Source organism: Rhizobium sp. BK650, assembly GCF_014195325.1.
In the GTDB taxonomy this organism is placed as follows: domain Bacteria; phylum Pseudomonadota; class Alphaproteobacteria; order Rhizobiales; family Rhizobiaceae; genus Rhizobium.
Genome location: NZ_JACIBK010000002.1, coordinates 602,171 through 621,692, shown reverse-complemented (window position 1 = coordinate 621,692; position 19,522 = coordinate 602,171). Strand labels below are relative to the sequence as shown.

At 59.8% G+C, this 19,522-nt stretch carries 18 protein-coding genes; 2 read left to right on the top strand and 16 right to left on the bottom strand.

Translation table 11 applies throughout. The annotated features are described in order from the left end of the window. The first annotated feature begins 10 nt into the window (after positions 1-10). On the top strand, positions 11-1,837 hold the full coding sequence (gene edd / locus FHX15_RS07380) for a phosphogluconate dehydratase (RefSeq protein ID WP_184395053.1): 1,827 nt from the start codon (positions 11-13) through the stop codon (positions 1,835-1,837). Between the two features lie 75 nt (positions 1,838-1,912). Here the strand turns inward: edd and FHX15_RS07375 are convergent, their stop codons facing one another. From FHX15_RS07375 to FHX15_RS07350, 6 genes are all read right to left on the bottom strand, one after another. After that, entirely contained in the window at positions 1,913-2,326 is a 414-nt protein-coding gene (locus tag FHX15_RS07375; protein ID WP_183728680.1) for a hypothetical protein, read from the bottom strand. Positions 2,327-2,440: 114 nt separating this feature from the next. Next, positions 2,441-3,532: an ABC transporter ATP-binding protein gene (locus FHX15_RS07370; RefSeq protein ID WP_184395051.1), complete on the bottom strand. Its 1,092-nt coding sequence runs from the start codon at positions 3,530-3,532 to the stop codon at positions 2,441-2,443. A 21-nt stretch (positions 3,533-3,553) separates the two neighbouring features. Further along, positions 3,554-5,206, bottom strand: coding sequence for an alpha-glucosidase (locus tag FHX15_RS07365; protein ID WP_184395049.1), 1,653 nt, complete (start codon positions 5,204-5,206; stop codon positions 3,554-3,556). A gap of 35 nt (positions 5,207-5,241) precedes the next feature. Continuing rightward, the gene (locus FHX15_RS07360) at positions 5,242-6,405 is read right to left on the bottom strand and encodes a carbohydrate ABC transporter permease (protein ID WP_184395047.1); all 1,164 of its coding nucleotides are present in this window, start codon (positions 6,403-6,405) and stop codon (positions 5,242-5,244) included. A 1-nt stretch (position 6,406) separates the two neighbouring features. After that, entirely contained in the window at positions 6,407-7,420 is a 1,014-nt protein-coding gene (locus tag FHX15_RS07355; RefSeq protein WP_184395045.1) for a carbohydrate ABC transporter permease, read from the bottom strand. A gap of 172 nt (positions 7,421-7,592) precedes the next feature. Continuing rightward, complete coding sequence (locus FHX15_RS07350; protein ID WP_184395043.1) at positions 7,593-8,954, bottom strand: ABC transporter substrate-binding protein; 1,362 nt, start codon at positions 8,952-8,954, stop codon at positions 7,593-7,595. A 294-nt stretch (positions 8,955-9,248) separates the two neighbouring features. Here FHX15_RS07350 and FHX15_RS07345 point away from each other — a divergent pair, with 294 nt between their 5' ends. Continuing rightward, entirely contained in the window at positions 9,249-10,274 is a 1,026-nt protein-coding gene (locus FHX15_RS07345) for a LacI family DNA-binding transcriptional regulator (protein ID WP_184395041.1), read from the top strand. Positions 10,275-10,291: 17 nt separating this feature from the next. Here the strand turns inward: FHX15_RS07345 and folD are convergent, their stop codons facing one another. The 10 genes from folD to fliQ all read right to left on the bottom strand — a co-directional run bounded on the left by folD (position 10,292) and on the right by fliQ (position 19,480). After that, a complete protein-coding gene (folD, locus tag FHX15_RS07340; RefSeq protein ID WP_184395039.1) occupies positions 10,292-11,191 on the bottom strand; it encodes a bifunctional methylenetetrahydrofolate dehydrogenase/methenyltetrahydrofolate cyclohydrolase FolD in 900 nt (299 codons plus the stop codon). A 121-nt stretch (positions 11,192-11,312) separates the two neighbouring features. Beyond that, entirely contained in the window at positions 11,313-13,091 is a 1,779-nt protein-coding gene (locus FHX15_RS07335) for a succinoglycan biosynthesis protein exop (RefSeq protein WP_184395037.1), read from the bottom strand. A gap of 119 nt (positions 13,092-13,210) precedes the next feature. After that, positions 13,211-14,068, bottom strand: coding sequence for a WecB/TagA/CpsF family glycosyltransferase (locus FHX15_RS07330; protein ID WP_184395035.1), 858 nt, complete (start codon positions 14,066-14,068; stop codon positions 13,211-13,213). A gap of 280 nt (positions 14,069-14,348) precedes the next feature. Further along, a complete protein-coding gene (locus FHX15_RS07325) occupies positions 14,349-14,891 on the bottom strand; it encodes a hypothetical protein (RefSeq protein ID WP_184395033.1) in 543 nt (180 codons plus the stop codon). Further along, a complete protein-coding gene (locus FHX15_RS07320) occupies positions 14,891-15,256 on the bottom strand; it encodes a hypothetical protein (protein WP_184395031.1) in 366 nt (121 codons plus the stop codon). Before FHX15_RS07320 ends, FHX15_RS07325 begins: the two co-directional genes overlap by 1 nt. Before the next feature lie 11 nt (positions 15,257-15,267). Beyond that, the gene (locus tag FHX15_RS07315) at positions 15,268-15,834 is read right to left on the bottom strand and encodes a rod-binding protein (RefSeq protein WP_184395030.1); all 567 of its coding nucleotides are present in this window, start codon (positions 15,832-15,834) and stop codon (positions 15,268-15,270) included. A 34-nt stretch (positions 15,835-15,868) separates the two neighbouring features. Next, positions 15,869-16,279, bottom strand: coding sequence for a hypothetical protein (locus FHX15_RS07310; RefSeq protein WP_184395028.1), 411 nt, complete (start codon positions 16,277-16,279; stop codon positions 15,869-15,871). Between the two features lie 6 nt (positions 16,280-16,285). After that, on the bottom strand, positions 16,286-17,038 hold the full coding sequence (locus FHX15_RS07305; RefSeq protein WP_184395026.1) for a flagellar biosynthetic protein FliR: 753 nt from the start codon (positions 17,036-17,038) through the stop codon (positions 16,286-16,288). After that, positions 17,035-19,122 carry a flagellar biosynthesis protein FlhA gene (gene flhA, locus FHX15_RS07300; protein ID WP_184395024.1) on the bottom strand — a complete coding sequence of 696 codons (2,088 nt, stop codon included), beginning with the start codon at positions 19,120-19,122 and terminating at the stop codon, positions 17,035-17,037. The genes FHX15_RS07305 and flhA overlap by 4 nt, the downstream gene beginning before the upstream one ends. Before the next feature lie 91 nt (positions 19,123-19,213). Next, positions 19,214-19,480, bottom strand: a complete 267-nt coding sequence (fliQ, locus tag FHX15_RS07295) for a flagellar biosynthesis protein FliQ (protein ID WP_132652628.1) — start codon at positions 19,478-19,480, stop codon at positions 19,214-19,216. Between the last annotated feature and the right edge of the window lie 42 nt (positions 19,481-19,522).

The window sequence follows — 19,522 nt, the reverse complement described above, 5'->3', positions numbered from 1 at the left end:
GGGGTTTTCCATGTCCGCTCACGCACGCATTGCTGCGATCACGAATCGCATTGTCGAACGCTCGAAGCCGACCCGCGAGCGCTATCTGCAGCGCCTGCGCGCTGCCGCCTCTCAAGGCGTCAACCGCTCGGTTCTCGGCTGCGCCAATCTGGCCCATGGCTTTGCCATCTGTTCCCCCGCCGAGAAAGATGCACTTGCGGGCGACCGCGTGCCCAATCTCGGCATCATCACCGCCTATAACGATATGCTTTCGGCGCATCAGCCGTTCGAGACCTATCCGGCGATCATCCGCGAGGCGGCGGCTCAGGCCGGCGGTATTGCACAGGTCGCCGGCGGCGTGCCGGCCATGTGCGACGGCGTGACCCAAGGCCAGCCGGGCATGGAGCTCTCGCTTTTTTCGCGCGACCTGATCGCCATGGCAGCCGGGGTCGGCCTATCGCACAATATGTTCGATGCCGCCCTCTTCCTCGGCGTCTGCGACAAGATCGTACCCGGCCTCGTCATCGCTGCGCTTTCCTTCGGACATTTGCCGGCAATCTTCATCCCTGCCGGGCCGATGACCTCGGGCTTGCCGAACGACGAGAAGTCGCGCGTGCGTCAGCTCTTTGCCGAGGGCAAGGTCGGCCGCGCCGAACTCTTGGAAGCCGAATCCAAATCCTATCACGGCCCCGGCACCTGCACCTTCTACGGCACGGCCAACTCCAACCAGATGCTCATGGAGATCATGGGCTTCCACATGCCGGGCTCGTCCTTCATCAACCCCGGCACGCCGCTGCGCGAGGCGCTGACGCGCGAGGCTACCAAACGGGCTCTCGCCATCACTGCGCTCGGCAACGAGTTCACGCCGGCCGGCGAGATGATTGACGAACGATCTGTCGTCAACGGCGTCGTCGGCCTGCATGCGACCGGCGGCTCGACGAACCATACGATGCACCTCGTCGCCATGGCGCGCGCCGGCGGCATCCTGCTGACCTGGCAGGATATTGCCGAACTCTCGGAACTCGTGCCGCTGCTTGCCCGCGTCTATCCGAACGGGCTTGCCGATGTGAACCATTTTCAGGCGGCCGGCGGCATGGGCTTCCTGATCAAGGAGCTTTTGAAGCAGGGCCTCGTGCATGACGACGTCCGCACCGTCTTCGGCCAGGGTCTGGAAGCCTATACGGTGGATGCGCAGCTTGGCGAAAACGGTTCGGTCGTCCGCAAGCCGTCGCCGGAAAAGAGCCACGATCCGAAGGTGCTCGCCAGCATCGAGACGCCTTTCCAGGCGAATGGCGGGTTAAAGATGCTGCGTGGCAATCTCGGCAAGGCGGTCATCAAGATCTCCGCCGTCAAGGCCGAGCGCCACATCATCGAGGCGCCAGCGATCGTCTTCCACGGCCAGCAGGAACTGCAGGACGCCTTCAAGGAAGGCAAGCTCAACCGCGATTTCGTCGCCGTCGTGCGGTTTCAGGGGCCGAAGGCAAACGGCATGCCGGAACTGCACAAGCTGACACCACCGCTTGGCGTGCTGCAGGACCGTGGTTTCCGCGTGGCGCTCTTGACCGACGGGCGTATGTCCGGCGCATCCGGCAAGGTGCCGGCGGCAATCCACGTCACGCCCGAGGCGGTCGACGGCGGCCCGATCGCTCGCATCAAAGATGGCGACATCATCCGCCTCGACGCGATCAAAGGTACGCTGGAAGTTCTCGTCGATGCCGCCGACATGGCCGAGCGCGAACCTGTCGTGATCGATCTCTCGGATAATGAATTCGGCATGGGGCGGGAGCTCTTCGCGCCGTTCCGTCATGCCGTCGGCCCGTCGGATCAGGGTGCGAGCGTGCTCTTCCACGCCCACTGACATTCCACCATCGATGGAAAAGAAAAAACCGCGGCTGAAACCGCGGTTTTTCGTGCCCGGTGAATGCGAGACTGGTTACGCGCGGATATCGAGGACGTAGTCCTTGTGAGCCGGGTGCGTGCTGTAGACGAAGATCTTGTTCAATTCCTTCTGCGTCAGCAGGCGAAGGAAGCGAACCTCGATCGTGTTGTTCGGGAAGGTCTTCATCAGCAGGCAGCCCACCTTGGTGATGCGGGCATCAGGAATGTCCAGGTAGAACTGCTTCGGCAGCGTATACTGCGTGAGAATCGCGAGGATCGCGCTGCTCATCGAGATACGGACGATATCGCATCTGCGCGAGGCGGCGTGCATGACGCCCTTTTCGGTATATTCTATGCGCGCGGCGTTCATCGTGTCTTCCATTTTGAACCGCGATTCACGGTCGTACATGAAAGATTCTTCCTTCGCCAGGAAGTGCGATTTCGGAGGTGTCGGATTCGATGCGGCCATGGCCTTGGTCCCCTCAGTCTTGATGAGAAAAGGCTAGCACCGCATGTTTAACAGAAAGTGAGAATCCTCCCCCTCCACAGCCTCAAGAAGAAGGATTCCACCAAAAATGGATGGTCACTTCCTGTAAGTGTGACCGGCCGCATCGAAGAGGTGCAGTTTCTGCCTGTCAGCGACGAAATGCATCTTCTGGCCCCTCTTTACATCATAGATGCCGGGCAGCTTGACGATGATCGGCTCACCCTGAACCAGGCCTTCGATATAGAGAAGCGTCACTTCGCCGAGCGCCTCGACGATCGAGACTTCGCCCTCGAACAGGTAATCTTCGCTGGGATCGGCGATGCGCAGGTCTTCCGGGCGAACGCCGAAGCTTGCCTGCTTGCCCTTTTCCGATGCCGCAGTGGCGACATCGAGCGTCACCGACTTGCCGCCCGTCAGCGTCACCGTCGTCGCGGCGCCCGCATCGGTAATCGTTGCCGGGATGACATTCATGGCCGGTGAGCCGATGAACTTCGCGACGAACAGGTTCGCCGGGCGCTCGTAAAGTTCCAGCGGCGCACCGACCTGCTCGATATTGCCGGCAGAGAGAACGACGATACGGTCCGCCAGCGTCATCGCCTCGACCTGGTCGTGCGTGACGTAGATCATCGTCGTATCGGCCATCTGCTCGTTCAGACGGGCGATCTCGATGCGCGTTGCGACGCGCAGGGCTGCATCGAGGTTGGAGAGTGGCTCGTCGAAGAGAAAGACCTTCGGGTTACGGCAGATGGCGCGGCCGATCGCCACGCGCTGACGCTGGCCGCCGGAAAGTGCCTTCGGCAGGCGGTCGAGATATTTGGTCAGTTGCAGGCTGTCTGCTGCTGCCCGCACGCGGCGATCGATCTCCTGCTTGCTTTCACCGGCGATCTTCATGCCGAAGGCCATGTTGTCGAAAACGGTCATATGCGGGTAGAGCGCGTAGGACTGGAACACCATGGCGATGCCGCGCTTCGACGGCGGCACGTCATTGACGAGCATGCCGTCGATATACATCTCCCCGCCGGTGATGTTTTCCAGGCCGGCGATCATGCGCAGCAAAGTGGACTTGCCGCAGCCGGAGGGGCCGACGAAAACGATGAATTCGCCCTGGTTGATCTCCAGGTCGATGCCGTGGAGCACATCCACAGAGCCATAGGATTTGCGGATATCCTTAAGCGTCAGTCCAGTCATTTTCCTCTCCCCTCCTGATCCTTACGCGAGGCGGGCGAAATACGCCCCCCAGGCCGGAATATCGATCTTGTCGCCGTAGTTGTTGCTGGTAAAGCCGTGCCCCGTCAAAGCCTGCCACTCGCCTGCCGGAAGGGTGACACTGGTTTCTGCCGGTCCCATGTTGAAGATGCAGAGCAGCGTCTCATTGCCGTATTCGCGCGTGAAGATCAGGGCGTCGTCCTGCGGATCCTCGAACTCGATCTCGCCTTTGGCGAAGGCCGGATGCTGCTTACGGAACGCGATAAAGCGGCGGTAGTGCTCGAGCACGGAATTCTCGTCGCCCTGTTGCACGCTGACGGCGCGCAGGATGTGTTCGACCGGCACCGGCAGCCAGGGTTTCACCGTCGAAAAGCCGCCCTGGGCGACTTGGCTGTCCCAGACCATTGGTGTGCGGCATCCGTCGCGGCCCTTGAATTCCGGCCAGAACTGGATGCCGTAGGGGTCCTGCAGGTCCTGGTAGGCGAGATCGGCTTCGGTCAGCGCAAGCTCTTCGCCCTGATAGAGGCAGATCGAACCGCGTAGGGTCATCAGCAACGAAGCATAGAGCTTGGCAAAGGCATCGTGATCGGCGACCAGCGAACCCCAGCGGCTGACATGGCGCATGACGTCATGGTTCGAGAAGGCCCAGCAGGCCCAGCCGTCGGGAGCTGCGGCACCAAAATCCTTCATGACTTCCTCGACGCGCTCCGGCGTAAGCGGATCGGGCGCCAGGAATTCGAAGGCGTAGCACATGTGCATCTTGTCATTGCCGGACGTGTATTCGCCGACGATTTCGAGGCCACGCTGGCTGTCGCCCACTTCGCCGACGGCGGCGATTGCCGGGAACTCTTCCAGCACCGCGCGGAAGCGCTTCAGGAATTCGAGGTTCTCAGGGCGGTTCTTATCGTAGAGATGCTCCTGGAAATTATAGGGGTTCACGGCCGGAGCGGTCGAGGCATTGCGGCGTTCCGGGGCAAGTGCCGGATTATCGCGCAGCAGCTTGTCGTGGAAGTAGAAATTGATCGTGTCGAGACGGAAGCCGTCGACGCCGCGCTTCAGCCAGAAGCGGACGACATCGAGCAGGCGGTCCTGAACTTCAGGGTTATGCAGGTTCATGTCCGGCTGCGAGGTCAGGAAGTTGTGCAGATAATACTGCATGCGCGTCGGATCCCACGCCCATGCCGAGCCGCCGAAGATCGACAGCCAATTGTTCGGCGGCGTGCCGTCAGGCTTGGCGTCGGCCCAGACATACCAGTCGGCCTTGGCGTTGGTCTTGCTGGAGCGGCTTTCGACGAACCACGGATGCTGGTCGGAGGAATGCGAGATGACGAGGTCGATCATCACCTTGATGCCGAGGCGGTGCGCTTCAGCAATCAGCGTGTCGAAATCGATCAGCGTGCCGAAGATCGCATCGACATTTTCATAGTCGGAAACGTCATAGCCGAAATCGCGCATCGGCGAGGTGAAGAAAGGCGAAATCCAGATCGCGTCGGCGCCGAGGCTTGCCACATGCGGCAGACGGGCAGTAATGCCCTTCAGGTCGCCGATGCCGTCGCCGTTCGAATCCTGGTAGGAGCGCGGATAGATCTGATAGATCACCGCACCGCGCCACCAGTCCTTGTCGACGGTCAGATTGGATTGTGAAGCCACACTCATGGGATATCCTGTTTGAAATTGCGTCTTGGGATTTCTCAGCCTCCCTTGACCGACCCCGCCAGCAGGCCACGCACCAGGTAACGCTGCAGACCGAAGAAGACGAGCAGCGGGATGATGATGGTGACGAAGGCCGATGCCGTCAGGATCTCCCAGTTGCCGCCGCGTGAGCCGAGCAGCGCATTCAGCGCTCCGGTCAGCACGAGGTGATCCTTATCGGTGCCGAGGAAGACCATGGCGACGAGCAGGTCATTCCAAACCCACAGGAACTGGAAGATCGCGAAAGAAGCGAGCGCGGGGAAGGACAGAGGCAATACGATGCGGGTGAAGATCTCGAAATCGCTCGCGCCATCGACGCGGGCGGATTCGATGATCTCCTTGGGCAGACCGGCAATGTAGGCCCGCAGGAGATAGATGGCGAGCGGCATGCCGAAGGCGGTGTGCGCCAGCCAAATGCCGGGATAGGTCTTGGACGGCTGGCCGATCGCTGCGCCGATCTCGTTATAGAGCCGCAGGAGTGGAATGAGCGACATCTGCAGCGGCACGACGATGAGACCGACGACCAGCGCAATCAAGAGCGCGCGGCCGGGGAATTCCATCCAGCTCAGAGCATAAGCGGCGAAGGCGGCTATAAGGATCGGGATGATGGTCGCCGGAATGGTCACCGTCAGCGAATTGATGAACGACTGCCCGATGCCCTCGCTTGTCAGAACTGTCCTATAGTTCGCGAGCGTGAATTGCGGCGGAGCCGATGCCGCGACATAAATGCGGCGCGGGCGCTCGTCGGGCGCGAAAGCAACGTTCTTCATGTAACGATAGGTGCCGTCGCTGTTGATAAGTAGGCTTTCGCCATCGCCGAGATCGGCGGTCTGACCGGCGTCGAAGGCGGAGGGCTGCTGTACACGTACGCCGAAAGCCTTGACCGAGCGGCCCGGCTGGTCAGCCAGCACATTGCCCGTGATGACGTAGATGTCGCCTTCCTGCTTCTGCTGATCTGGCGTGCCCAAACGTGCGGCCACCGTCTGGGTGGAACCGGCAAAGGCCGTCCACCAGCCGGAAACGGTGATCTGGTCCCTATCGCGCAATGCGCTGACGAAGATGCCGAGAGTCGGCACCAGCCAAATGATGACGATAACAAGGACGCAGAGGTGGACAAAGAGGCGAGCGGGGCCGATCTTGAAGTAGCTTGCAGCTCTGGTCATCTCAGCGCCCCCTCAGCTCGGCATTGGCGCGACGTACGTTCCACACCATGATCGGCGTCACGGCAAGCATGATGATGATGGCGATGACGGCACTACGGCCGGAATCGCCACCGCCGCGGAACAACCAGTTGAACATCAGGTTCGCCAGCACCATGGTCTGCCATTGGCCGTTGGTCATCGTCAGCACGATATCGAAGACCTTGAGGACGAGAATGGTGATGGTCGTCCAGACGACGGCAATCGTGCCCCAGATCTGCGGCACCATGATGCGCCAGAAGATCTGCCAGCCATTAGCGCCGTCGATAACGGCTGCTTCGATCGTCTCCTCGGGAATGCCGCGCAATGCGGCCGAGAGGATGACCATGGCAAAGCCAGTCTGGATCCAGATCAGGATCACCATCAGGAAGAAGTTGTTCCAGAAAGGGATGGAGATCCAGACTTGCGGCGTGCCGCCGAACGTCTGCACGATGGCATTCAGGAGGCCGATCTGCACATCGTTGCCGCCGCGATATTCATAGATGAACTTCCAGATGACGGAAGCGCCGACGAAGGAGATCGCCATCGGCATGAAGACGATGCTCTTGGCGATATTGCCCCACCAGATGCGGTCGGTCATGACTGCGATGACGAGGCCGAAGAAGGTGCAGGCGGCGGGCACCACTGCAAGCCAGAGGATGTTGTTGAAGATCGACTGACGGAATTCGCGGTCGTTCAAGGCCCACAGGTAGTTCTGCGCGCCGACGAACTCGTTGCCGGACCGGTCGTAGAAGGACAGGATGAAAGTCGCGACAACAGGATAGACAAGGTAGACGATCAGCAGGAAGAGCGCCGGGAAGAGGAACAGCCAGGGGCGGATCATCGCGCGCCGGTTCAGATTGCGCGAGGCCTGGCGGATATCGCCGTCCTTCACCGGCAAGGCAAGATCGAGGATCTTGTTCGAGAAAAAGAAATAGGCCGAGCATGCGAAAACGGCGACGACCACGACGACCAAAGCGGACACTATCTGCGACAGCATTTCGTCCCTCCCCCTGCTTCCCTGTCTTATTTTGAAGGGTGAATGCCGGATATCGTCAATATAGCTTGTGCGTTTGACCACAAGATCCGGCACAACCGGGCTCCCCCTCTGGAACCCGGCCGTTCATTCCGGTGATGCCGCCGGTCGCCCGGCGGCACAAAATGGCAGGAAATTACTTGATGCCGTCCCAGGCGCTCTGGATTTCGGCAGCGGCGTCCTGAGCGGACTTGCCGCCGACGAAATCAACCATGCCGGTCCAGAAGGCGCCGGCGCCGATCTTGCCGGGCATCAGGTCCGAGCCGTCGAAGCGGAAGGTGGTGGCCGAGGTGAGGATCTCGCCTTCCTTCTTCATCTGGTCGTTGGCATAAGCGTTGACATTGACGCCTTTGTAGGGCGTCAGGAAGCTCGACTGCGCCATCCAGAGTTCATGCGCAACCGGCGTCTTCAGGAAGTCGATGAAGGCGCGGGCAGTCGGGGAATCCTTCGCGATGGTCACAAGCGTGCCTGCACCAAGAACCGGCTTGCCGAGATCGGCATGCGCAGCATAGGTCGGCATGTAGAAGAAATCGGCATCCGTGCCGAGCTTCGTGCCTGCCGGGAAGAAGGACGGAATGAACGAAGCCTGATGGTGCAGATAGCACTTCGGCGGGACCGCGAAGAGACCCTTCGGGCTGTCGCGGAAGTCGGTCGAAGCAACGGCCGCAACGCCGCCATCAACATACTTCTCGTTCTTTGCAAACTTGCCGAATTCATCGATGGCGGCAACAACGGCCGGATCGGTGAACTTCACTTCGTTAGTGGTCCACTTGTCGTAGACGTCAGGCTTCTGCGTGCGCAGCATGATGTCTTCGACCCAGTCGGTTGCCGGCCAGCCGGTTGCGCCACCCGAACCCAGACCGATGCACCATGGGACGCCGCCGTCCTTGACGATCTGGTCGGTCAGGGCGTGCAGTTCTTCCATGGTCGTCGGAACCTTGTAGCCCGCTTCCTGGAAGTTTTCCGGCACGTACCAGACGAGCGACTTTACGTCGGCCTTGTAAGGGAAGGCGAAGAAGGCTTCCTTGCCATCCTTGCCTTTATAGGTGCCGTAACCGACCCAGCTGTCGCCGGCGCCGTAATTATCCTTGACCCACTTGGACGTATCGTCGCCGAGCGGCGTCAGATAGCCCTTGCCGGCGAGATCGGCCAGGAGGCCCGGTTGCGGCAGGATCGCGATATTCGGCGGGGAGCCTGCCTGGGTATCGATGACGATCTGCTGCTCGTAGTTTTCAGATGAAGAATACTTGGCGTCAATGCCGGTTGCTTCGACAAAGTAGGCGAGAATGCTCTGGAAGAAGGCTTCGTCTTCGCCGCGCCAGGGGCCGAAGATCGTAAGCTGCTGACCCTTGAGGTCGGCATGAGCGGCCTTAAAGTCGTCGTAGCTCTTCCAGTTGAACTTAGAGTCCTGACCCGGTGCGAATTTCAGATCCGCCGCCGATGCGGCGCCGGCAAAAAGCGCCGCAAATGCAACGCCCATCAAGAAAGACTTTTTCATGTGATCAACCTCCCATCACAATCAGATAGCGCAGATTTTCATTCAAAGGAAATTTCAAAGCGCTTTGACAACGCAACTCATTCACTTTCGCTAGAATGAAGTCAAGCCATTTCGCGAAAACGGTTGTAAAACCGGGCCATCATCGCGCCGCCACAAGGCTTAACGGGGGATATGGAGCGATTTTTCTTGAGTCAAGCGCAGCAGATGCTACATATTTGAAAGCGCTTTGGATGCCGTGGGGAGGCGGCGGCCAGTATTTGCGGCCACAGGGCACGCCGGGAGGAAGCATAGCAGGTGAATCTCAAACAGCTATCGGAATTGCTGGGGCTTTCGCAGACGACTGTGAGCCGCGCGCTCAACGGCTATCCCGAGGTCAACGAGGCGACCCGGGAACGCGTGCTCCAAGCGGTCAAGGAAACAGGATACCGGCCCAACAAGGCAGCCCAGCGGCTTGCGACCGGCAAAGCCGGTTCTATCGGACTTGTCATGCCCACAGCGCCCGGGCATCAGTCCGATGTACATTTCGGCGAGTTCCTGACCGGTCTCGGCGAGGAAGCGGTGCGTCACGATTTTCACTTCGTCATTATGCCGGCGGATCCGGATGACGAAGTCGCAGCATTGCGGCGACTGGCGATCAGCGGCAATGTGGACGCCTTGTTCGTTGCCTATATGCGCGGCCACGACCCGCGGCTTGCCATGCTGAAATCGCTTTCCATGCCCTTCGTGGTGCACGGTCGCTCCTTCGGCACGGAGCCGGATTACCCCTATCTCGACATCGATAACGAGGCCGCCTTCTATGATGCGGCGCGGCTTCTGCTGCAGCTCGGCCATACACGCTTTGCGCTGATGAACGGGCCGGCGCATCTTGATTTCGCCATCCGCCGCAGGAACGGCCTGATCGCTGCGCTCGGCGAGCGCGGCCTGGAGCTCGCAGAGGATTGCACGAGCCATACCGTCATGACGGACGAAGAAGGACTGGTCGCCATGGAGCGCTTCCTGCAGCTAGCCGAGCGACCAACTGCCATCCTGTGTTCCAGTACGGTGCTGGCTCTCGGCGCGATCCGGGCCGTCAATCAGGCAGGATTGAAGCTTGGCGAGGATATTTCGCTGATCGCCCATGACGACGTGCTGCCGCTCCTGAAGCCGGAAAATTTCTCCGTGCCGCTGACGACCACCCGCTCGTCACTGCGCGCCGCTGGCGTCCGTATCGCCCAGCGGCTCATCGGCACGGTCAAGCAAGCCGGTCCTTTCCCCGAGCAGGAGCTCTGGAAGACGGAATTGATCGTCAGGGCCTCGACGGGCCCTGTTCCGCAGAGCTGATCGGCGCCTCGATCTGATCAGAATGATGGCGCCGTCAGCCCTGCCGAGCGATGGGCGGCAATAAGGGTATTGGCCATCAGCATGGCGATCGTCATAGGGCCGACGCCGCCGGGAACCGGCGTGATGACGGCAGCAACCGGAGAGACCTCGGCGAAAGCCACATCTCCCACGAGGCGGGTCTTGCCCTCGCCCCGTTCCGGCGCATCGATACGATTGATGCCTACATCGATGACGGTTGCACCAGGTTTCACCCAGTCAGCCTTGACCATTTCCGGACGGCCGACGGCAGCGACGAGGATATCGGCGTTGCGGCAGATTTCAGCTAGGTTCTTCGTGCGCGAATGAGCGATGGTAACCGTCGCATTGGCGTTCAGCAGAAGCTGAGCCATCGGCTTGCCGAAGAGATTGGAACGACCGATAACGACGGCGTTGAGACCGGAAAGGTCTTCGCCATGCGTGCGGCGAACGAAAACCATGGCACCGGCCGGCGTGCAGGAAACGAGGCCCGTCTTCAGGTCGCCGGTCGCTAGCTTGCCGGCATTGACGACGCTCAAGCCATCGACGTCCTTCTCCGGCAGGATCGACTGGATAATCGGTTCGCTGTCGAGATGTTTCGGCAGCGGCAGCTGCACGAGGATGCCGTGGATCGAAGGATCGGCATTGAGCGAGGCCACGAGCGCTGCAAGCTCCTCTTGCGTCGTCTCGACGGGCAGCGTGTGCTGGACGGATTTGAAGCCGCATTCCTTGGCCATGCGGCTCTTGGAGCTGACGTAGGTGTGGCTGGCCGGATCGTCGCCGACGATGATGACAGCAAGGCCCGTCTGGACGCCTTTGGCGGCTTCCAGCGCAGCATTTGCCGATTTCACGGTTTCAATTACGGAAGCGGCAACCTGCTTGCCATCGATTACTGTCGTCACGCGTCTTCTCCGCCCAATTTCGCGCCAGTCTATTCGCCCGCGGCGGGAATGATTTCCCGATAACGCCCTATCCCGTTTAAAAACGGCAAATGCAAGAGCAATCTGCGGGCTGGGCGTTCGTCTATCGTGCGGCCTTGTATTCGTGGAAGCGAGCGCGCAGGCTGGCGATCTGCGAGCGCATCGCATCGACTTCACCAGCCGCCTGCGGGACCAACGTCGGCTCCAGGACCCGCGCCACCGCTGGGGCCGGCGCATATTCCGGCATGAGGTTGAGGACCGGGACCTGAACTGGAATTGGGACCGGGGCGTGTTCTGGTACTCGGCCGAAGAACCGCGGCAAGAAAGCGAAGCCGAGGCCGAGCGCCAGACCGGCAAGGCCGCCAATCAGCGAATGGACACTGAGACCATCGTTGTCGGAAGCCGGCAACGCAAGAGCAGGTTTGCGAACCGTCACTCGGCTATTACCGATGGCACTTGTCGTGGACACTTCCTCTTCCAGCCGCGAGCGGGCTGCAGCCGCCCTTTCCCGCAATTCGGTCAGCTTGGCGAGATCGACGCCGGTATCACGGCTCTGGGCGATCAGCGCGTTGCGGCGATCATTGAGCTGCCTGCGTGCATCGACGGCGGTCTTGGCGGCTGTATTTGCGTTCTGCACGAGGCGCGCCAGTTCCTTGCTGATGCTGTCCTTCAGACCGTCGACCTCCGCCTGCTGTTGGAGCAGACGCGGATGGCGCGGTCCGAGATCTGCCGAAAGCTGTGCCAATGCGGTCTTGGCAATCGCGTATCTGTCGCGCAGATCCTGCAGGGCCGGCGAGATCATATCCGGAGCGAGCGAGCCCTCCAGCACGTCAGAGAGTTTGGCAGCCTTCAACCTATCGGCCTGCTCCTTGCCGGCCAGGATATGATCGTCGGCGCTCTTCAGGTCGGCATCGAGCCCGGCGATCTGACGCTGCAATTGCGTCGCGACCTTGACATTGCCCTCGCCGCTCTTCTGGCTGAAGGCCGTGAGCTCTGCCTGAGCCTGATCATTATCCTTCTTCAAGGCAATGGCCGTTTCGGCCGCCTTGTCAGCCGCGCCGCCGCCGGTCACGGCATCGGACAGCCGCGTGGCGATGCGTGTCGATTTGTCGGCATCGTTTGTCGTTACCATCAAACGGACGACACCGGTGCGGTCGTCTGGAATAACTGCTATGGCAGATTTCAGAGCAGTCTCTGCGCGCGATGCTGGATCGGCGGCTGCCCCGCTGCCGGAGAGAAGATCGAAGGCGACGCCAAGCGCATTGGCACTGTTACCGGCGAACTCCGGATCGCGATCCAGCTTCAGAGCCGTAACGGCAGAGGCGATGGCAGGTACTGAAAACAGCGTTTTGACGGTATCCCCGAGGAGCGCAGTCCGATCGCCCGCGCCTGCATCCACTCCAAGTGTCATCTCTGCGGTGTAAAGGGTGGGTGAGGTTGGCATCAGCATAGGAGCGGCAGCACCGGCCAAAGAGAGAACAGCGATGATGAGCGCACTTCCGCTCCAGTTCGGGCGCCGCATCTCACGCGAAACCGTCGGAATAAACGCCTTTTCAATGGGAGCGACTTCCCGAACCTCCGTGATCTGGGTCGTCGTCTCCGGCCCAGCTTGGGAGGGCTCCACCACCGGAGCGCAGGCGATGTCGTTTGCAGCCTGCAGACGGGAACCAAGGATCGTTTCGATCCGGTCCACCAGCGGTTCCGTCTGCCGGGTCCTGGCGCGCTGCTCTTCGAGCAGTCTCCCTATTGCGTGCAGCAGTTCGGCTTCCGACGGACGGATTTCCGGCAGCGGGGTAGCCGTTTCAGCATAAGTCTTCCGGTTGACGCGCAACAACGAAGTTGCCCGATCATGAGAACTGCTTCTCGCCCTGGAATCGTGCATTGGCGTCACATCTCACGCGCATGATGGCCGAGTTCACTCAACCGCTCACGCGGATGATTAAACTAGCCTAAATATACATGGCAAAGAAATGGTTAACCGCAGCCTCAAGAAATCTGTCATCAACCGGCTTTTTTCGTCTGCTCGATTCTCTTCTGCTCGCCTGCGGCATGTGTGGCGATGGCTGGTTCATCCTGCTGACCGAGAATGCGCGCGCGCCGGCTGAATCGATACTGGAAGACCCGGAAGAGGAAGACCGGAATACCGATGACATAGCGGCGCCATAGGCGCGCCGGCTCCTGCACCAGGCGATAGGCCCATTCCAGACGCATCATGCGCACAGTTTTCGGCGCGCGTGGCACAGTGCCCGAAACGAAATCGAAAAGTGCACCGACCGTCAAAACGAGACGCGCGTGATCGGCGCGGATATTCTGGTGGACCCATTTTTCCTGCAGCGGCGTACCCATGCCGACGATCAGGATATCGAGCCGCTGACGCTCTACTTCGGCAGTCACGGCCTTCGGATCGGCCTTGTCGAAGAAGCCATCGGAAATGACACAGAATTCGTGCCAGGGCGAATGCTTGGAAAAATTCTCGGCCGCCTTTTCGACAACCGCCCGCGTGCCGCCGATAAGGCCGATACGGCGCGGCGTTTCCATGAAAGTCAGGAGGGCCGGGACGAAATCGGTGCCGTTCAGATTGGCGGGAAAAGGCGAACCGTGCGTGACCTGGGATGCGATGTTAAGGCCGATGCCATCGGGCAGCACGAGATTGCGCGACATGATCTGATAATAATCATCGTCGCGCAGGGCCGTCAGCATGTTATGGGCGTTCACGAAGCAAACCACGGTCTGCCCGACGGGAATGGAAGCCAGTTCGTTGATGAAAACCAGCGCATCGTCCCAGCCGAGATCGCAAACCGGCAGATCGAAAATCGTCCGCCGCGATGCGAGCACCGCGAAGTTTGCAATCAGATTCATTCCAACCTCCCACCGAGGGTGCGTCATCCGCCAGACATCCCGGAAAATAGCCCACATTTCCGCAGCGGAGGTCCTGTAAGGACCTGCAGCGTCACGCTTGAAGCGACCACCCGGTGGCGGCATCCCCAAGCCTGTGCTGCGTTTGTATCAGCTTGGCTTCAAACAACCCTTAGGAAAGAAGCTTGGATTTTCATGCGCGCATAAGCTGTTCATTAACCAAGGCAAGAACGAAAAAAACGACGCCTTTCGGCGCCGTTTTCTGGTGAGCGGCAGCTGGCAATCAGTGACTGGAGGACGGGGCCGGCGTTCCGGAAGCCGGCGCGGTATCGATGATCTTGACCGGCGCACCAACCTTCGCCGGCTTGCCGCCGGAGGTTTCCTTCACGTCTTCCTTGGAGAGATAGTCGAGCTGTTCCAGCATGACTTCGGCGACATACTCGCCGCCAAGACGCTCGTTCATGCCCTTCTTGATCTCCTCGCGGAAGGCCCCGGGATCGAAAGTCTTGATGTTGGACACATCGACCATCTTGTTGCCTACAAGCAGACTGAAGAGTTCGTCGGTCGTCATCTCCGTGATCGGCAGGTTCAGGCCCGCGATCATATCCTTATGCATCATGAAGGACATACGGCCAAGGAAATAACCGTTGACCGCACCATTGCCGATGACAGGCACAGTGATCGTCTCGCCCTTCACCAGCTCGAGCGCGCTCTGCTTGGTATCCGATTCAGCCGGCACCGGCGCAGTCGCCATGTTCACCGAAAAATAGACCGATGCCAGCGTAACGGCGCAAACCCAGACACCTGTGAGGACGAGCTTGATCATTAGGCATCCCGAGCGACAAACTGTTCCTGGGAATAGGTGCCGTCGGCGTCGGCATCCTGCACGGCATTCTTCAGAAGATCGGCAACCGCGCGAACCGCCTCCAGATGCGCTTCGACACGGCGGGCGTTCAGCACCAGTTTCTTCTTCAGACCGTGAAGCTGGTCCAGATGCGATGCGGCCAGCTCGCCCGGATCTGTATCGCGGAAGAGCATCGAGAGCTCGTATAGGCACCGGCTCTTATGCGCATTGGAGACCTTGAGATCGAACTGCGGATCACTGCCGATCCGGTTGTTCTCATTGTCGATTATCATTTCGAGGCGCCCGAGAACGGATTTGATCCTGTATTCATTCGAAACTATTTCCATTTTATCCTCGATTATGCGTCACTCGTTGCGGACTTGTTGTCGGCAGTCGGGGTGCCGAAGGTCTTACGCTGAAATTCATCGATCATGCCCATGGCCGTCTTGCGGTCGTCTTCATCCGTGGAGGCATTGACGATCTTGCCCTCCTGGCGACGCAGCTGCTCGGAATACATCTGCTTGGCAATGCCGATACCGTCGCCCTTGGCCATGACGTTGCCGAGCTGCTCGGCCATCATGCCCTTCCAGATGTCGCCGGTGGCGCCCTTGCCGAAGACGTTCTCGGCATCGCTCGGCAGCATGGACTTCACGAAATTCTGCAGAACCATGGCCTCGAACTTCCGGTAGGTTTCCGGTACTTCCTCAGTCTTCTCGCGGTTCTGAATATTGTGCAGGCCGGTCTTCTGCTTGACGTGGTCGAGAATGTCGACTGCGGAAGAAAAGCCGTTACCGGCCTCAGCCAGGCTGTTTGCGGCAAAGGCGGCGCGGTTGGCCTTCAGCTTTTCCTGGGCAGCCTGAACCTCCATGGGGTCGGCCGCCTTGACGACGTCCATCACCAGATCGCTGGGGGGTGAAATAGCCACGTTACAATCCTCTAATGTAAGATCGTGGCGATTATTATTTTTGAAGCTTGCTGGAGGCTGGCGTTGCGAACTGCTGATCGATTACGTCGTAGACGGCATTGTCCTCCGCCTCGCGACGCTCGGCCTGGAGGGCATCGAACATGCTCTCTTCCAGACGGTCGCCCTTGGCGCGCTCGCGCGTCAGGCGCATTTCATGCACCTGCTGCATGCCGGTCAACTGCTGGTCCTTGATGGTCAGCCTGCCGAAGCGGTCGGCATAACTCTGCGAAAAAGCACGATGGACGGGGTCCAGCGAACCGAGCGCAAGAATGGCGACATCCATGGCCGCATTGACCTCCGCGCGCTGGCGGCTGGTTTCGGCCAGATCGTATTCGGCCATTTTTTCAAGATGTCGCTGTACTGCGACCAGGCGTTTGAGCTTGTCGGAGCGTTTCTTCTCGATCATCGCCCCTCACCTGCCCACGAATATGCCGGCAAATGACTGGCCGAACTGGCTGATCAAGGCAGCGATGGAGAAATAGAGCAGGAAGAGGCCGCCCATCAGCAGATAGGGCGTGGAGATGAAGTAGACCGGGATCTGCGGCGCGAGCTTGTTGATGAAGCCGATAGAGATGTTGAAGATCAGTCCGTAGATCAAATAGGGGCTCGCAAGACGCAGCATGATGTAGGTGGTCTGCTCCAGCGTATCCGTGAAGGTGATGAGCGTGGAACGCATCTGCAGCAGCCCGCCGAAGGGCATGCTCGTGTAGGAATCGATCAGCGCGCGGAAGACGATGTGATGGAAATCCATGATGAACAGAACCATCAGGCCAGTCATCGTAATGAAGGCCGTCAGGCTGATTTCGGCGGAATCTTCAATGACGTCAGACGTGCTCGGCTGCGTGTAGCCGACCATCATCGACACGATAGTGGCCGCGAATTGCAGACCGAGCGTATAAAGACGGGCGAGCATGCCATACATGACACCGATCAGCGATTCGCTGAAAATCAGACCAATATAGGTGCCGGAACTGGTGTGAACCGAAGGATAGACCGTGTCCCACAGCACCGGCAGCACCGCAAGCGAAAGCGCGGCTGCGATGAAGATCCGCAACAACTCCGGCACGCGAGCGGAAGAGAAACCCGGAAGGGTCAGCACGCAGCCACCGATCCGGCAGAAAACCAGAAACAGCGCCAGAACTGTCCCTTGCGGGTCTGAAATCATGAAATCGAGCCCAAAATCTTGATTTCGATGCCCTTGGCCAGTTCCACATGCGAGAGCACAGGAAGCGTTGCGAAGAGTCGCTCGATGATCATGCGCACATAGGAGCGTGTTTCCGGCGAAGTGACAAGGGCGAATGGCAGGCCCCTGTCCATGAATTCACGGATAACCTTCGTCGCCTGCTCGCTGAACTCTTCGAGCGTGCGTGGATCGATGTCGAATTCGACGACTTCCCCCTTTGCATCGCGCTTGAGAGCCTGGTGGAAGGCAAGATCCCATTTGCTGCCGAGTCGCAGCACGCGCAGCACGCCGTTGTCGGCAAGATCGCCGCAGAGCTGCTGGGCCATGCGGATACGGACGTGCTCGACGATCTGCTCCGTCTTTCTGACGTGCGGGGCAAGTTCGGCGACCGCTTCCAGGATGAGGTGCAGGTTGCGGATCGAGACACGCTCGGCAAGCAGCAGCTTCAGTACCGCCTGCAGGCCCGAATACGACATGTGGGACGAGCAGATCTCATCGGCGAGCTTTTTATATTCAGGGTCCAGACGATCGATCAGTATCTTCACGTCCTTGTAGGAGAGAAGCTGCGGCAGGTTGTTTCTGATAACCTCGCTCATATGCGTCAGCACGACGGAGACGTTGTCGATCGGCTGGAAGCCTTCACGCTTCAGATCGTCGGCGAAGTTTTCGAGGATCGAAACCGCCGGCATGCCGAAAGCGGGTTCGCGGATTTCGTCACCCGGAATGCTCGGCTTGCGGCCGGCGCCCGTGACGACGAGGACTTCGCCGACACGCAGCAGGTTCGAGGCAACCGTCGTGCCGTGAATACGGATCTGGTAGGACTTTTCGGGGATGCCGATATCGTCGGTAACCTTGATTTCCGGCACGACGAATCCGTACTGGGTGGCGAACTTCTTGCGCATCTTGCCGACGCGGAAGGCGAGCTCCTGGTGGGCGCCGAGCAGACGGGTCGAAACCATTTTGCCGAGAGCAAGCTCGATTTCAGACGTGCGAAGTACCGACTTGACCGAGTCCTTTTCGAGCTCCTTGTTCTGGACGACCTTCTTTTCTTCGGCTTCGCGACGGATCTTGTTCTCCGCTTCGATCTGACGCGGAATGAACCATGCGCCGAAGGCGAGGAGACTGCCGAGGACGACGAAGGGCAGCGTCGGCAGTCCCGGCATCAGGCCTAGCACGAACATCAGGACGGCCGAGACGGACAGTGCGCGCGGATAGCCGCTGAGCTGATTGACGACCGCCTGGTCGGTGGATCCGACCGTGCCGCCGCGAGAGACGAGGAGGCCTGCAGCGAGCGAGACGATGAGGGCCGGCATCTGCGAGACGAGGCCGTCACCGACCGACAGCTTGACGAAGACATCAGCGGCCTCACCGATCGGCATGCCGTGGCGGAAGTAACCGATGATGATGCCGCCGAAGACGTTGATGCTGGTAATGAGAAGGCCTGCGACCGCATCACCGCGCACGAACTTCGACGCACCGTCCATGGCACCGAAAAACGAGCTTTCCTCTTCCAGTTCCTTGCGGCGCCGCTGGGCTTCCTTCTCGTCGATGATGCCGGCCGAGAGGTCGGCATCGATCGACATCTGCTTGCCGGGGATGGCGTCCAAGGTGAACCGTGCGCCGACTTCCGCAATACGCGTCGCACCCTTGGTGATGACGATGAAGTTGATGGTGATGAGGATCAGGAAGACGATCAAACCGATGACGAAGTCGCCAGACATGACCAGACTTGCAAAGCCCGCGATGACGCCGCCTGCAGCGTTGTGTCCCTCGTTGCCATGCGAAAGGATGACACGGGTGGTGGCGATGTTCAGCGCCAATCGCGTCATCGTCGCGATCAGAAGGATGGTCGGGAAGGACGAGAAATCGAGCGGCTTCTGGATCCACAGTGCGACCATGAGAATCAGCACCGAAAAGGCGATCGAGAATGCCAGTCCCATGTCGATCAGAAACGGCGGGATCGGCAGGAAGAGGATGCAGATGATACCGACGATGCCCAAAGCAAAGCCGATGTCACGCATGCTGGGAGCGACTTTCGGAAGGGGTAGTGCAGGTGGTTGCGCCATTGCGATTCCGTCTCTTCATGAGAGGAGGCGAACATCGGAGTCCGCCCAGTTCCCATCGACAATTAATTGGCGAAGCTTGCGCGAAGTTGGCTCAGAAGCCGGACTGGATGCGCGAGAAAACCAGATTGGTGAAGATGGAAATCTGGGAGCCCACGAAGGGAGCGGAAATGCCGATCGTGACCAGTACGGCGACGATCTTCGGAACGAAGGTCAGCGTCGCTTCCTGCACCTGGGTCAGCGCCTGGATCAGGGCAATGACGAGGCCCACCACCATAGCGGCGATGACAGCGGGACCGGCGGCGATCAGCACGGTCCAGATCGCGGCCTGGAAAAGATCCAATGCATCAGCTTCGTTCATCGAAAGGCAACCTCATATCGCCTTGAAGCGGCCCGCCTTGGC